Origin of the sequence: Streptomyces sp. NPDC016845, assembly GCF_044332585.1 — a bacterium.
Taxonomy (GTDB): Bacteria; Actinomycetota; Actinomycetes; order Streptomycetales; family Streptomycetaceae; genus Streptomyces.
Genome location: NZ_JBIRPI010000007.1, coordinates 17,368 through 30,741, shown reverse-complemented (window position 1 = coordinate 30,741; position 13,374 = coordinate 17,368). Strand labels below are relative to the sequence as shown.

Here is a 13,374-nt window from a genome sequence, read left to right as displayed (position 1 = left end):
TACCGTGCGATGTCATGAAGCTTCTGTCGCTGAACCTGGGCCGCGCCAAGGCCGTCGATTACACCGCCCAGCCCGACGGCGTGACCGGCATCGACAAGCAGCCGGTCGAGGGCCCGGTCCGGGTGAGCGCGCCGGGGCCGAAGGGCACGGGAGCGAGCGGCGTCGCGGGGGACAGCGTGTGCGACACGCGCCACCACGGCGGGAACGACCAGGCGGTGTACGCGTTCGCCCGCGAGGACCTCGACGAGTGGGAGCGCGCGCTCGGCCGCACCCTGCCCAGCGGCTCCTTCGGCGAGAACCTCACCACCGAGGGCGTCGACGTGTGCGGCGCGAAGATCGGCGAGCGCTGGCGGATCGGCCGCGACCTGCTCCTGGAGGTCAGCGCGAGCCGTATCCCGTGCAAGACCTTCCAAGGTCACCTGGGTGAGAAGGGCTGGGTCAAGCGGTTCACGCAGCAGCGGCGGCCGGGCGCCTATCTGCGGGTGATAGAGCCGGGTGAGATCCGCGCGGGCGACACCATCGAGGTCGTGCACCGCCCCGCGCACGAGGTGACCGTCTCCTTCGAGTTCCGCGCGCTGATGACGGAGCGGGAGCTGCTGCCGCGGGTCCTTGCGGCCGGGGACGCGCTGCACGGCGAGGTGGCGGCGACGGCGCGGACGTATGCGGAGAAGAACGGCGCGCGTACGGCGTGAGGGGTGCGGGCAGGTGAGGGGTTGGGGCAGACCCGCCCGATGATCACGACCACCGCCCGCCCCTCACTAACCTTGCTCCATGACTACGGCACTGATCACGGGATCCACCGCGGGCATCGGCGCCGCCTTCGCCCGGCGCCTCGCCGCCGACGGACACAACCTGGTGCTCGTCGCCCGCGACACGAAGCGGCTCCAGGAGCAGGCGACCGAGCTGCACGACCGGCACGGCATCGAGGCCGAGGTCCTCACGGCCGACCTCGCCACGGACGACGGCATCGCGACGGTCGAGAGACGCCTGGCCGACCCGAAGGCCGCGGTCGACCTGCTGATCAACAACGCCGGCTTCGGCAACAAGGGCAGCTTCCTGGACGTGCCCATGGCCGACGAGCTGACGATGCTGAAGGTGCACTGCGAGGCCGTCCTTCGGCTCACCTCGGCGGCGACCGGCGCGATGCGCGAGCGCGGCCGCGGCGGTGTGATCAACGTGGCGTCGGTGGCGGCGTTCGTGCCTCGCGGCACGTATGGGGCCTCGAAAGCCTGGGTCGTCCAGTTCACCCAGGGCGTGGCCAAGGATCTGGCGGGTTCCGGGGTCCGGCTGATGGCGCTCTGCCCCGGCTTCGTCCGTACGGAGTTCCACGAGCGCGCCGGGATGGGCACGGACAACATCCCGAAGTGGATGTGGCTCGACGCCGACAAGCTGGTCACGGCGGCGCTCACGGACCTGAACCGCGGCAAGTCCCTGTCGATCCCGGACCCCAGGTACAAGGCGCTGATGGGCGTGGTGAAGGTGACCCCGCGGGGCTTGCTGGGCGGGGTGACGTCACGGACAGGCCGGAAGTACGGTCCCCAGTAGACCAGTAGAGAGGAAAGGCGTGGCCCTGGGCTCGGGCTGTGGGGCCAGCTGAACGCACTGAGGCCCGGCCCCGCCAGGGGCGCGGGGAACTGCGCGACCAGCCACACACCACCCGCACCCGGCGACGAGCAGGTCTGGGCAGACGCGCCCCGGAAAAGCCAGGAGGCCCGACCCCCGAAACACAGGGAGCCGGGCCTCAGGTCACTGAAGCGGAGCGCGTCAGTGGGAGTGGCCGTGCCCGTGGCCGCCGGCCTCGGGCTCCTCCTCCGCCGGCTTCTCGACGACCAGGGTCTCGGTCGTCAGGAGCAGGGAGGCGATGGACGCGGCGTTCTCCAGGGCGGAGCGCGTGACCTTGACCGGGTCGATGACGCCGGCCTTGACCAGGTCGCCGTACTCGCCGGTCGCGGCGTTGTAGCCGAAGCCCTTCTCGAGCTCGGCGACCTTGGAGACGATGACGTAGCCCTCGAGGCCCGCGTTCTCGGCGATCCAGCGCAGCGGCTCGACGGCGGCGCGGCGGACGACGGCGACACCGGTGGCCTCGTCGCCCTCCTTGCCGAGGGAGCCCTCGAGGACCTTCACGGCGTGGACGAGCGCGGAGCCACCACCGGAGACGATGCCCTCCTCGACCGCGGCGCGGGTCGCGGAGATGGCGTCCTCCAGACGGTGCTTCTTCTCCTTGAGCTCGACCTCGGTCGCGGCACCGACCTTGATGACGCAGACGCCGCCGGCGAGCTTCGCGAGGCGCTCCTGGAGCTTCTCGCGGTCCCAGTCGGAGTCCGTGTTCTCGATCTCGGCCTTGATCTGGTTGACGCGGCCCTCGACGTCGGCCTTGTTGCCGCCACCGTCGACGATCGTGGTGTCGTCCTTGGTGATGGTGACGCGGCGGGCGGAGCCGAGCACGTCCAGACCGGCCTGGTCGAGCTTGAGGCCGACCTCCTCGGCGATGACGGTGGCACCGGTGAGGGTGGCCATGTCCTGGAGCATCGCCTTGCGGCGGTCGCCGAAGCCGGGGGCCTTGACCGCGACGGCGTTGAACGTGCCGCGGATCTTGTTCACGACCAGGGTCGACAGGGCCTCGCCCTCGACGTCCTCGGCGATGATCAGGAGCGGCTTGGAGCCGCCGGACTGGATGACCTTCTCCAGGAGCGGGAGCAGGTCCTGGATCGAGCCGATCTTGCCCTGGTGGATCAGGATGTACGGGTCGTCGAGGACGGCCTCCATACGCTCCTGGTCGGTGACGAAGTACGGGGACAGGTAGCCCTTGTCGAAGGCCATGCCCTCGGTGAAGTCGAGCTCCAGACCGAAGGTGTTGGACTCCTCGACGGTGATGACACCGTCCTTGCCGACCTTGTCCATCGCCTCGGCGATGAGCTCGCCGACCTGGCTGTCCTGGGCGGACAGACCGGCGACGGCCGCGATGTCGGACTTCTCGTCGATCGGGCGGGCGGTGGCGAGGAGGTCCTCGGACACGGCCTTGACCGCGGCGTCGATGCCCTTCTTCAGGGCGGCCGGGGAGGCGCCCGCGGCAACGTTGCGCAGACCCTCCTTGACCAGGGCCTGGGCGAGCACGGTGGCGGTGGTCGTACCGTCACCCGCGATGTCGTTGGTCTTGGTCGCCACCTCCTTCACCAGCTGCGCGCCGAGGTTCTCGTACGGGTCCTCGACCTCGACCTCGCGGGCGATGGTCACACCGTCGTTGGTGATGGTGGGAGCGCCGAACTTCTTGTCGATGACGACATTGCGGCCCTTGGGACCGATCGTCACCTTGACCGTGTCGGCAAGCTTGTTGACGCCGCGCTCGAGGGCGCGACGGGCGTCCTCGTCAAACTTCAGGATCTTCGCCATGGGAGCGTTTCAGCCCTCTCGAAAAACTAGGGGTGAACGAAGAACGCCCCTGACCCCGGCTTCTTACGGTCGCGGGTGCCAGGGGCGCACTTCACATCAAAAGCTGCTTTTTCAGGCCGCTTACTTCTCGACGATCGCGAGGACGTCGCGCGCCGAGAGGACGAGGTACTCCTCGCCGTTGTACTTGACCTCGGTGCCGCCGTACTTGCTGTACAGCACGATGTCGCCGGACTTCACGTCGAGCGGCAGGCGCTCGCCGTTCTCGAAGCGGCCCGGGCCCACGGCGAGGACGACGCCCTCCTGGGGCTTCTCCTTCGCGGTGTCCGGAATGACCAGGCCGGAGGCCGTGGTCTGCTCGGCGTCGAGCGGCTGGACCACAATGCGGTCCTCGAGCGGCTTGATGGCAACCTTGGAGCTGGCGGTCGTCACGATCCGGTCTCCCCCTTCGGAGATCTCACGGGGTTAAGAGTCTGAGGTGGCGACCAGGTGGATCCGTCGTCGCGGGTGCCGGACCTGCCCGTCGCTGTTGGCACTCTCCAGTGGCGAGTGCCAGGGTTGAGACTATGACCGCGATTAGCACTCGGTCAAGCGGAGTGCCAATCGTCCGGCGACGCGGCGGGTCTTCGGTGGGCCTGCGCTCGGTGACGGGAGCCCCGCCGTGGGGTTCGGTTCGTTGCCGAGTGCGCCGTCGTCGTGGCTTGTCGCGCAGTTCCCCGCGCCCCTGAGCGGTGAGCCTTCACAGGTAGTCGCTCAGCGCGGCCACCTCGTAGCCCTGGTGCCGGATCTCGCGCAGCAGCCTGCCGGTCAGGCTCTTGCTCGGGGTTGTGCGGATGATGGCCCCCGGGTGGAGGGTCGTCGGGTCGGGGGTCCACAGGACGATTGCCTTGATGCCGCAGGCCGCCGCTGCTCTCAGCGTCGTCGCGTCGTACGCGCCTGACGGCGGGCGGAGCAGGCGCGGGGTCCGGCCGAAGCGGGACCTGAGGTGGTTCTGCTGGGCGCAGATCTGCGTGTGCTGTTCCACGTAGCCGAGGCCGGGCAGGGCGGGGTGCGTGAAGGTGCGGTTCTCGAGGTCGGCGCCCAGGGCGCGCAGCCGTCCCAGGGAATCGTGGCGGCCCGGCCCGGCGGTGAAGACCGTGAGCGGCAGGTGGCTGTCGCGGACCAGCGCCAGGAAGGCGGGGTCCGTGGGCCTTCCGCCGTCGCCGTCGAGGTCGTAGGTCAGGAAGACGACCTTGTCGCGGGTGGGGATGTGGTCGACCACGGGAGGGACGGTCGGCGCAGTACCGGCCGGTGGTGCCGCCGCCGGGGCCGGGTGATGGTGGCGGACCCGTTGCGCCGCCTTGCGCCCCATCCGTTCGATCGGGTCGACGGACTGGGCGCAGCCGGTGAGGAGCAGGGCGGCCGCCAGGGTGCCGGCGACGGTGCGGCGCGGTGTCACAGGTAGTCCTCGAGGCGCGCCACCGCGTACCCCTCGGCGGTGACACGGTCCAGGAACGTGCGGGCCATGTCGGGCATCGTGCCCGCCCAGTCCTCGCGGCCCCGGAAGTGCGTGAGGACGATGTCGCCGGGGTGGAGGGACCGGTCCCATTCGCGGTGGTCGATGCGGTCGGCGAACACCTCGGCGTTCCAGATCGGCGCGTGCTCGATGCCGCAGGCCTTGGCGGCTCTCAAGGTGTCCTGGTCGTAGTCGCCGTACGGGGGGCGGAAGAGGGTGGGGCGTTTGCCGTAGTGGTCCTCGAGCTTGTCCTGCATGCCGCAGATCTCGTGCTTCTGCTGCGCGTAGGAGAGGTCCGGCAGGAAGCGGTGGTGCAGGGTGTGATTGTTGAGGGTCGCACCCAGCGAGCGGGCCTTCTTGAAGTACGCGTAGCCGGGCTTCTTCTTCCTGACTTCCGTGTCGGTCAGGAACGCCGAGTACGGGATCTGCAGGTCGCTCATCATCCGCAGGAAGCGCGGGTCCTTCTCGGCGCCGTCGTCGATGGTGAGGAAGACGACCTTGTCCGTGGTCGGCACGGTCGTGAAGACCGGCGGCAGGGCGAGGCGGTCCTGGCCGTCGACCTCGAACCCCGCGCGCGGCCTGATGACCGGTTTCCTCGTGGGCGGCTTCGGTGCGGTGAGGGGGGTCCTGGCCAGGCCCCAGCGCCGGGCCGCCGCCGCGCGCCGGGCCTGTTGGCCGAGGGCCGGACGCGCCGCGTCGCCGGCGACGGCCGGTGCCGACGGCGGCGGGTCGCCGGTGTCGTCCGGATCGCTCGCGCAGGCCGTCGCGAGCGCCGCCGTCGCGAGGACCGCCATGGCCAGCGCCGCCGTCGTCGGCGCCACGGCCCGGCGGGCGGGTCGCGCGCGCGCCGGCCCGGCGGCGGTCGCGGGGGCCCTGTCATCTTGTCGTACCGACACTCGTCGCATGGCGCCGAATCCTCGCAGCTCAGAGCCCTGGTCAGGGGGCGACACCGCCACCGCGTCCGTACGGTCCTCCGACTGGCCCACAATGGACCGAGTGAGTGCATCCCCCGCTTCCGAGAACGCCTCGGCCGACGCCGCCGCCGACTTCCGTGCCCTCCTCGCCCCGGAGGGCCAGGCCCTGCTCGACGCCTTGCGCGAGCACGATCCGGCGCAGGAGCTCGCCCTCGCCACCCGGCTGCGCCGCGACCACCCGGCCCCGCTCGTCTCGGCGGCGCTCGCGCAGGCGCGGCTGCGGCAGCGGGCGGTCGCGAAGTTCGGGGCCGAGGACGCGGGCCTCATGTACTTCACGCCGAACGGGGTCGAGCAGGCCACCCGCGGCGGGGTCGCCGCCCACCGCGCCGCGTCCTTCCGCTCGCTCGGCGTCCGCTCCGTCGCCGACCTGTGCTGCGGCATCGGCGGCGACGCGATCGCCCTGGCCCGCGCGGGCATCTCGGTGCTCGCCGTCGACCGCGACCCGCACACCTGCGCCGTCGCGCGCGCCAACGCCGCCGCGCTCGGTCTCGACGGCCTCATCGAGGTGCGGGAGGCGGACGTGACGGAGGTGGACACGTCCCCGTACGACGCCGTCTTCGTCGACCCGGCCCGGCGTTCCGCCAAGCGCGGGCGGATCTTCGACCCCGAGGCGTACTCGCCGCCGCTCTCCTGGGCCGTCTCCGCCGCGCTCGCCGCCCCGCGCGCCGCGCTGAAGATCGCGCCCGGCATCCCGCACGAGGCGATCCCGGCCGGGGCCGACGCCGAGTGGATCTCGGACGGGGGTGATGTGAAGGAGGCGGTGCTGTGGTTCGGCACGGAGCCGGGGCGGATGCGGGCCACGCTGCTGCCCGGGGCGCGGGGGCTCGTCGGGCGCGGGCTTCCGGATCCCGGAGTGCGGTCCGTGGGGCGGTATCTGTACGAGCCCGACGGCGCCGTCATCCGTGCGCATCTCGTCGCCGAGGTGGCCGAGCAGGTGGGTGGCGGGCTCATCGACGAGACCATCGCGTACATCACCGGCGACGAGGCGCGCCCGACCCCGTATGCCGCCGCGTACGAGATCACGGATCAGCTGCCGTTCAACGTGAAGAAGCTGAAGGCGCTGCTGCGGGAGCGGGAGGTGGGGGTGCTCACCGTGAAGAAGCGGGGGTCCGCTGTCGAGCCGGAGGAGTTGCGGCGCAAAGTCATGCCCAAGCCGTACGGGAAGCGGGCGGTGACCGTGTTCATGACGCGGGTCGCCGGGGCGCCGACCATGCTTCTCGGGGGTCCTGTCGCCCTTGGCTGAGGCCGCGGGGCGCTGCCCCGGACCCCGCTCCCCGAACGCCGGAGACGCTGGATGTGCGGGGCTCAATCGCGGGCGGGGTCGGACTTGGCCAGGAGGAATTCCCGCTCCCGCTCATTGCGCGCCAGCCCCGCCGCCCGCCCGTACTCCTCCCGTGCCTCCGCCACCCGCCCCATCCGTTCGAGCAGGTCCGCGCGGACGCTCGGCAGCAAGTGGTAGGTGCGCAGGGCCGGTTCGCCGGCCAGCGCGTCCACGAGGGGCAGGGCCGCGGCCGGGCCCTCCACCATCGACACCGCCACCGCCTGGTTGAGCCGGACCACCGGGGACGGGGTGCGGGCGGCGAGGAGGCTGTAGAGGGCGGCGATCTGGGCCCAGTTGGTCTCCTCGTAGGTGTGCGCCTGCGCGTGGCAGGCGGCGATCGCGGCCTGCAGCGCGTACGGTCCCGGCGGTCCCGACGCCACCGCGTCCGCCCGGCCGAGCGCCGCGAACCCGCGCCGGATCAGGAGCGTGTTCCAGCGTGTCCGGTTCTGGTCCTTGAGCAGGACGGGCGAGCCGTCGGCGGCCGTGCGGGTGGCCGTGCGGGACGACTGGAGCTCCAGCAGGGCGGCCAGTGCGTGGACTTCGGGCTCCTTGGGCATCAGCGACTGGAGTACGCGGGCCAGGCGCAGGGCGTCCTCGCACAGGCCGGGGCGCAGGTAGTCGTCGCCGGCGGTGGCCGCGTACCCCTCGTTGAAGATGAGGTAGATGACCTCCAGGACCGAGCCGAGGCGGGCCTCACGGTCGGGGCCAGTGGGCACCTCGAAGGCGACGTTGCGGGTGGCGAGGGTGCGTTTGGCGCGGACGACGCGCTGGGCGACCGTCGGCTCGGGGGCGAGCACCGCGCGGGCCGTCTCCGCGGTGGTCAGGCCGCCGAGCAGGCGCAGGGTGAGGGCGACGCGGGCCTCGGCCGACAGCACCGGGTGGCACGTCATGAAGGTGAGGCGGAGCAGGTCGTCGTCGATGTCGTCCGGGTCGGCGGGGCCCTGCTCCTCGTACGCGAACTCCGTCGCCCTGCCGACCTCTTCGAGCTTGCGGGCGTAGTTCTCGCGGCGGCGCACGAGGTCGACGGCGCGGCGCCGGGCGACGGCGGTGAGCCAGCCGCCCGGCCGCTCGGGCACGCCGGTCTCCGGCCACTGTTCGAGGGCGGCGACGAGCGCGTCCTGCGCGAGTTCCTCCGCGATGCCGACGTCACGCACGACGCGCGTGACGGCGGCGATGATGCGCGGGGCCTCCATGCGGAAGACGGTCTCGATGGCGCGGGCGGTGGCGGTATCCGGGCGGGCCGTGGAGCGGTGCTCGTTCACAGCCCACCATCAGACACCGGGGCGGGGCGGAGGGAAAGCCCCGCGCCGGCCGGTCAGCCTCTTGTCGAGGACAGGCTCTCAGCCCTCCGCTATCTCGCGGATCTCGGAGGTGACGTTCCACTCCTCGCCGTGGACCCGCAGGAACCGCTTGGTCCACTCAAGGACCTCGGCCTCGTCCTTCGCCTGGATGATCGCGTAGCCGCCGACGACCTCCTTGGACTCGGTGAAGGGGCCGTCCGTGACGCTGATCTCGCCCTTGGCGTAGTGCACGCGCTTGCCCTGCGCGGTCGGGGTCAGACCCGCCGTGTCGAGCAGGACGCCGGCCTTGGTCATCTCCTCGATGAGGGCGCCCATGCGCTGCATCAGCTCTTCGCTGGGGCCGCCGTCGGGGGCGTCGTTCTCGTCCACGCGGACCATCGTCAGATAGCGGGGCATGATCGTCTCCAGTGCTCTCGTGGCTCTCGCGGGTGTGCTTGCACCCCTGCGTCGATCGACCGGCATCAGGATCGACACGAGCGCCGAGATTCTTCAAGAATTCCCGTATGCCCTTCGATCACAACGACCACTACCACCGGCTCCTGCTGCGCAACGTGCCGCCCGACGCCCGAACCGCGCTCGACGTCGGCTGCGGCACGGGCCGTTTCGCGCGCCGGCTCGTCGGCCGGGGCTGCCGGGTCGACGCGCTCGACCCGGACCCGGACACGCTCGCCGCGGCCGAGGCGTCCGGCGGTGGCCCGCGCTACCGTCTCGCCGACGCCTCCACCGAGCCGCTCCCGCCCGCGCACTACGACGTGATCACCTGCCTGGCCAGCCTGCACCACATGCCGTTCGCCACGCTGACCCGGTTCCGCGACGCCCTCGCCCCGGGCGGCCGCCTCCTCGTCCTCGGCTGCTCCGCGGGCCACACCTACCGGGACCTCGTCGCCTCCCCGGCGAACGCCCTGACCCGCGCGGCGGTCCACGCCACCGAACGCGCCCGGGGCATCCGCACACCCTCCCGCAAGGCCCCCGTCCGGCAGCCGGAGATGAGGCTGCCGCGGATCCGCGCGGAGGCGGCCCGGCTGCTGCCCGGCAGCGAGGTGCGGCAACTGCTGTACTGGCGTTACCTGTTGACGTACACGAAGTGACGCTTCGGCGTCGGGGCCGACGTCAGCGCAGCGACTCCCACAGCTTCGCCGCCTCCGGCTCCCGCGCCACCACCCGGTTCGCGTCCGTGGGGGCCGGTACCACCGGCATGACGACGGTCCGCACGGCGTCGCCCGGCAGGTCGCGCAGGCTGCGGGCCAGGTCGGAGAGTTCGGTGAGGGAGTCAAGCCCGGTGTCGGCGACGAGGCTGCCGGTGGCCGCGTCGGCGATGCGGTAGAGGCGGGCCGGGTCCGTCAGGAGGCCGTCCGCCGAGACCTCGCCGACCAGCGACTTCACAAGCTGCTGCTGGAGCTTGATGCGGCCGAGGTCGCTGCCGTCGCCGACGCCGTGGCGGGTGCGGGCGAAGGCGAGGGCCTGCTCGCCGTCGAGGTGGTGCTCACCCGCCTCGAGGCGGAGGTGGCTGAGGTCGTCGTCGATGTCCTCGGTCGTCGTGATGTCCACGCCGCCGAGCGCGTCGACGAGCTTCGCGAACCCCGCGAAGTCGATCTCCAGATAGTGGTCCATGCGGACGCCGGTGAGGTGCTCGACGGTCTTCACCGCGCAGACCGGGCCGCCGAGCGCGTAGGCGCTGTTGAACATGACGTCGTACGCGACCGCCGTCGTGCCGCCGGACTCCGTCGGGCACGAGGGGCGTTCGACGAGGGTGTCGCGGGGAATGCTGACGACGGTCGCCTCGGTACGGCCCGCGTTCAGGTGCACGACCATCGCCGTGTCCGAGCGGGCGCCGCCGTCCTCACCGCCGCCGAGCGCCTTGTTCTCCGCACCGGTACGGGAGTCCGAGCCCAGGACGAGGAAGTTGAGGACGCCCTTGTCGACCGGCTCCGAGTCCTGCGACGCCGAGGGCGCGGCGCTGGGCGTCGGCCTGGCCGGGCGGTCGTCGCCGAGCGCGCTGTCGATGTCGACGCTGCGTATGTTGTGCTCGAAGTGCCAGTACGCCCAGCCGGCCCCGGCGCCGGCGAGTACGAGGACGCAGCCGAAGGCGATCGCCACCGCCTTCAGCGCACGCGTCTTCACCACACGCCCGCGGAACCGTTTCTTCTCTTCCACGCACGGAACATAAGTCGGCATTAGTACAGGCGTAAACCACTTGCCGTGCAGTTTCGGAAAACTCAGGCAGATTTAACAGTGCGGCTCAGACCGCCTCGAAGCGCCACCTGTGGACGGCCCGCGTCACCAAGTCACCGCCCGGCTCGGGCAGTTCGGGCAGTTCGGCGTCGTACTCCGCGTCCCACCACGTGATGACGAGAACCCGGTCCTGCGGAGCGCGCAGCGTCTCGCGGCGCACCGGGGCGCGGTCGAACGTCTGCGCCTGCACCCAGGCCAGCAGCTCCGCACCGCGTCCTTCGGTGGCCCGCGCCTCCCACATCAGCGCGACCGTCATGAGTACAGGTTCTCCTTGCTGACCTCGTGCACATGATCATGGCCCGGTACGTGCGTCTCCGTCACCGGCAGCGACGAGTCCGCCGACAGGTCCCACGACGACGGCTGCCGGTTCCTCGCCACCATCTCCGCGCCGAGCGCCGCGACCATCGCGCCGTTGTCCGTGCACAGCTTGGGGCGCGGCACGCGCAGCCGGATCCCGGCGCGCTCGCAGCGCTCCTGGGCCAGCGCCCGCAGCCGCGAGTTGGCGGCGACCCCGCCGCCGATCATGAGGTGGTCGACGCCCTCGTCCTTGCAGGCGCGCACGGCCTTGCGGGTCAGCACGTCGACGACGGCCTCCTGGAACGACGCCGACACGTCCCGCACCGGCACCTCCTCGCCCGCCGCCCGCCTGGCCTCGATCCAGCGGGCCACGGCCGTCTTGAGACCGGAGAAGGAGAAGTCGTACGCGGCGTCGCGCGGGCCGGTCAGTCCGCGCGGGAAGGCGATCGCGTCGGGGTCGCCTTCCTTGGCGTACCGGTCGATGACGGGGCCGCCGGGGAAGCCGAGGTTCAGGACGCGGGCGATCTTGTCGAACGCCTCGCCCGCCGCGTCGTCGATGGTCGCGCCGAGCGGCCGTACGTCGGAGGTGATGTCGCTGGAGAGCAGGAGCGAGGAGTGGCCGCCGGAGACGAGGAGCGCCATCGTCGGCTCGGGCAGGGGGCCGTGCTCCAGCTGGTCGACGCAGATGTGCGAGGCCAGGTGGTTGACGCCGTAGAGGGGCTTGCCGAGCGCGTACGCGTACGCCTTCGCGGCGCTGACGCCGACGAGCAGGGCGCCCGCGAGGCCGGGTCCGGCGGTGACGGAGATGCCGTCGAGGTCCTTGGCGGTGACCCCGGCGTCCTTGAGGGCCCGCTGGATCGTCGGGACCATCGCCTCCAGATGGGCGCGGGAGGCGACCTCGGGCACGACGCCGCCGAAGCGGGCGTGTTCGTCGACGCTGGAGGCGACGGCGTCGGCGAGCAGGGTGGTGCCGCGGACGATGCCGACGCCGGTCTCGTCGCAGGAGGTCTCGATGCCGAGGACGAGCGGTTCGTCAGCCATGGTCTTTCTCTTCGGTCGCTGTGAGGGGAACCCCGGGGGTGGGCTCCTGGGTGGTGATGAGGCGCATCACGAGGGCGTCCACGTTGCCCGGCTGGTAGTAGCCGCGGCGGAAGCCGATCGGCTCGAAGCCGAAGCGCTCGTAGAGCTTCTGCGCGCGCGTGTTGTCGACGCGGACCTCCAGCATGACCTCCGCCGCCTCGAAGGCGGTGGCGTGGCGCAGCAGCTCGGTGAGGAGGCGGGCGCCGAGGCCGGTGCCCCAGTGGTCGCGGGCGACGGCGATGGTCTGCACGTCGGCGCCGTCTGCGGAGCCGTTCTCGGTGGCGGTGCCGGAGGCGGCGAGGCCGCCGTACCCGACGAGCCTCTCGCCCTCGTACGCGACGACGTAGCGCCGCGTCGAGCCCACCCCGCGCGCGTGGGCGAGCTCCGACCAGAACATGCCGCGCGACCAGGCGTCGTCGGGGAAGAGGTCCTTCTCCAGGGCGAGCACGGGATCGATGTCCCACCAGCGCATCTCGCGCAGCTCGGCCGTCTCGGTCACGGTCACTTCGGGGTGACCACCTTGTAGTTCTTGGGGACCTGCGCGTCGGGGCGGCGCAGGTAGAGGGGGCGGGGCGCGGGCAGCTCCTCGCCCGCGGCGAGCTTCTCGGCGGCGAGGGCGGCGAGCGCGGCGGCGGAGACGTGCTCGGGGCCGCGCGGGTCCGTGAACGTGTCGGGGTAGAGCAGCGCGCCCGCGCCGACCGCGGGCAGCCCGGCGACGGCCTCGGCGATGTCGGCGGGCCGGTCGACGGCGGGCTCGGTGAGGCGGGTGCGCCGGTCGGCGTAGCGCGCCCAGTAGACCTCCTTGCGGCGCGCGTCGGTGGCCACCACGAAGGGGCCCTCGGCCTCCTCGATGCCGGCGGCGTACGCGAGACCGTCGAGCGTGCACACGCCGTGCACGGGGACGTCGAGCGCGAGCCCGAAGGTGTCGGCGGTCATCAGGCCGACGCGCAGGCCGGTGTACGGTCCCGGGCCGATGCCCACGACGATCCCGGTGACGGCGTCGAGCGCCGTGCCGGCCTCGGCGAGCACCCGGTCGACGGCGGGCAGCAGCAGCTCCCCGTGTCTGCGGGCGTCCACCTGACTCGACGCGGCGACGGTGTCGGTCCCGTCGTGCAGGGCGACGGTGACGGCGGGGGTGGCGGTATCCACAGCGAGCAACAGCACGCGAACAGCCTACGACTCCGGCGGGGTGGACATGTCCGCGTCCGCGACTCCCCGGGCCTGTCGGTCCTGGCTGCTACCGTCACGTACAGCCGTCACTGGCGTCGTACTTACGTACTGGAGAGG

The 13,374-nt window shown here is 71.8% G+C and carries 15 protein-coding genes; 4 read left to right on the top strand and 11 right to left on the bottom strand.

Features of this window, described 5'->3' with window-relative positions; genetic code table 11:
• Positions 1-14 precede the first annotated feature (14 nt).
• Complete coding sequence (locus ACH4RC_RS19730; RefSeq protein ID WP_398202395.1) at positions 15-692, top strand: MOSC domain-containing protein; 678 nt, start codon at positions 15-17, stop codon at positions 690-692.
• A gap of 79 nt (positions 693-771) precedes the next feature.
• Positions 772-1,545, top strand: coding sequence for an SDR family NAD(P)-dependent oxidoreductase (locus tag ACH4RC_RS19725; protein WP_398202393.1), 774 nt, complete (start codon positions 772-774; stop codon positions 1,543-1,545).
• 219 nt (positions 1,546-1,764) lie between these two features.
• On the opposite strand, the gene groL is transcribed toward ACH4RC_RS19725, so the two are convergent.
• The 4 genes from groL to ACH4RC_RS19705 form a co-directional block, all read right to left on the bottom strand.
• Positions 1,765-3,390: a chaperonin GroEL gene (gene groL, locus ACH4RC_RS19720; protein WP_398202390.1), complete on the bottom strand. Its 1,626-nt coding sequence runs from the start codon at positions 3,388-3,390 to the stop codon at positions 1,765-1,767.
• A gap of 120 nt (positions 3,391-3,510) precedes the next feature.
• A complete protein-coding gene (gene groES / locus ACH4RC_RS19715) occupies positions 3,511-3,819 on the bottom strand; it encodes a co-chaperone GroES (protein ID WP_282535600.1) in 309 nt (102 codons plus the stop codon).
• A gap of 307 nt (positions 3,820-4,126) precedes the next feature.
• Positions 4,127-4,825, bottom strand: coding sequence for a polysaccharide deacetylase family protein (locus ACH4RC_RS19710; protein WP_398202388.1), 699 nt, complete (start codon positions 4,823-4,825; stop codon positions 4,127-4,129).
• The gene (locus tag ACH4RC_RS19705; RefSeq protein WP_398202925.1) at positions 4,822-5,676 is read right to left on the bottom strand and encodes a polysaccharide deacetylase family protein; all 855 of its coding nucleotides are present in this window, start codon (positions 5,674-5,676) and stop codon (positions 4,822-4,824) included. Before ACH4RC_RS19705 ends, ACH4RC_RS19710 begins: the two co-directional genes overlap by 4 nt.
• A gap of 193 nt (positions 5,677-5,869) precedes the next feature.
• Between ACH4RC_RS19705 and ACH4RC_RS19700 the strand changes: the two genes are divergently transcribed.
• On the top strand, positions 5,870-7,099 hold the full coding sequence (locus ACH4RC_RS19700) for a class I SAM-dependent methyltransferase (RefSeq protein ID WP_398202387.1): 1,230 nt from the start codon (positions 5,870-5,872) through the stop codon (positions 7,097-7,099).
• A gap of 62 nt (positions 7,100-7,161) precedes the next feature.
• On the opposite strand, the gene ACH4RC_RS19695 is transcribed toward ACH4RC_RS19700, so the two are convergent.
• Positions 7,162-8,370, bottom strand: coding sequence for an RNA polymerase sigma factor (locus ACH4RC_RS19695; protein ID WP_398202922.1), 1,209 nt, complete (start codon positions 8,368-8,370; stop codon positions 7,162-7,164).
• Between the two features lie 147 nt (positions 8,371-8,517).
• On the bottom strand, positions 8,518-8,874 hold the full coding sequence (locus tag ACH4RC_RS19690; protein ID WP_398202385.1) for a YciI family protein: 357 nt from the start codon (positions 8,872-8,874) through the stop codon (positions 8,518-8,520).
• Between the two features lie 107 nt (positions 8,875-8,981).
• Between ACH4RC_RS19690 and ACH4RC_RS19685 the strand changes: the two genes are divergently transcribed.
• A complete protein-coding gene (locus ACH4RC_RS19685; protein ID WP_398202383.1) occupies positions 8,982-9,566 on the top strand; it encodes a class I SAM-dependent methyltransferase in 585 nt (194 codons plus the stop codon).
• Positions 9,567-9,588: 22 nt separating this feature from the next.
• Here the strand turns inward: ACH4RC_RS19685 and ACH4RC_RS19680 are convergent, their stop codons facing one another.
• From ACH4RC_RS19680 to tsaB, 5 genes are all read right to left on the bottom strand, one after another.
• A complete protein-coding gene (locus ACH4RC_RS19680) occupies positions 9,589-10,632 on the bottom strand; it encodes an LCP family protein (RefSeq protein ID WP_398202381.1) in 1,044 nt (347 codons plus the stop codon).
• 85 nt (positions 10,633-10,717) lie between these two features.
• On the bottom strand, positions 10,718-10,966 hold the full coding sequence (locus tag ACH4RC_RS19675) for a hypothetical protein (RefSeq protein ID WP_398202380.1): 249 nt from the start codon (positions 10,964-10,966) through the stop codon (positions 10,718-10,720).
• Complete coding sequence (gene tsaD / locus ACH4RC_RS19670) at positions 10,963-12,048, bottom strand: tRNA (adenosine(37)-N6)-threonylcarbamoyltransferase complex transferase subunit TsaD (RefSeq protein ID WP_398202379.1); 1,086 nt, start codon at positions 12,046-12,048, stop codon at positions 10,963-10,965. The genes ACH4RC_RS19675 and tsaD overlap by 4 nt, the downstream gene beginning before the upstream one ends.
• The gene (rimI, locus tag ACH4RC_RS19665; protein ID WP_398202377.1) at positions 12,041-12,592 is read right to left on the bottom strand and encodes a ribosomal protein S18-alanine N-acetyltransferase; all 552 of its coding nucleotides are present in this window, start codon (positions 12,590-12,592) and stop codon (positions 12,041-12,043) included. The genes tsaD and rimI overlap by 8 nt, the downstream gene beginning before the upstream one ends.
• The gene (gene tsaB, locus ACH4RC_RS19660) at positions 12,589-13,251 is read right to left on the bottom strand and encodes a tRNA (adenosine(37)-N6)-threonylcarbamoyltransferase complex dimerization subunit type 1 TsaB (protein ID WP_398202375.1); all 663 of its coding nucleotides are present in this window, start codon (positions 13,249-13,251) and stop codon (positions 12,589-12,591) included. Before tsaB ends, rimI begins: the two co-directional genes overlap by 4 nt.
• Positions 13,252-13,374: the final 123 nt, after the last annotated feature.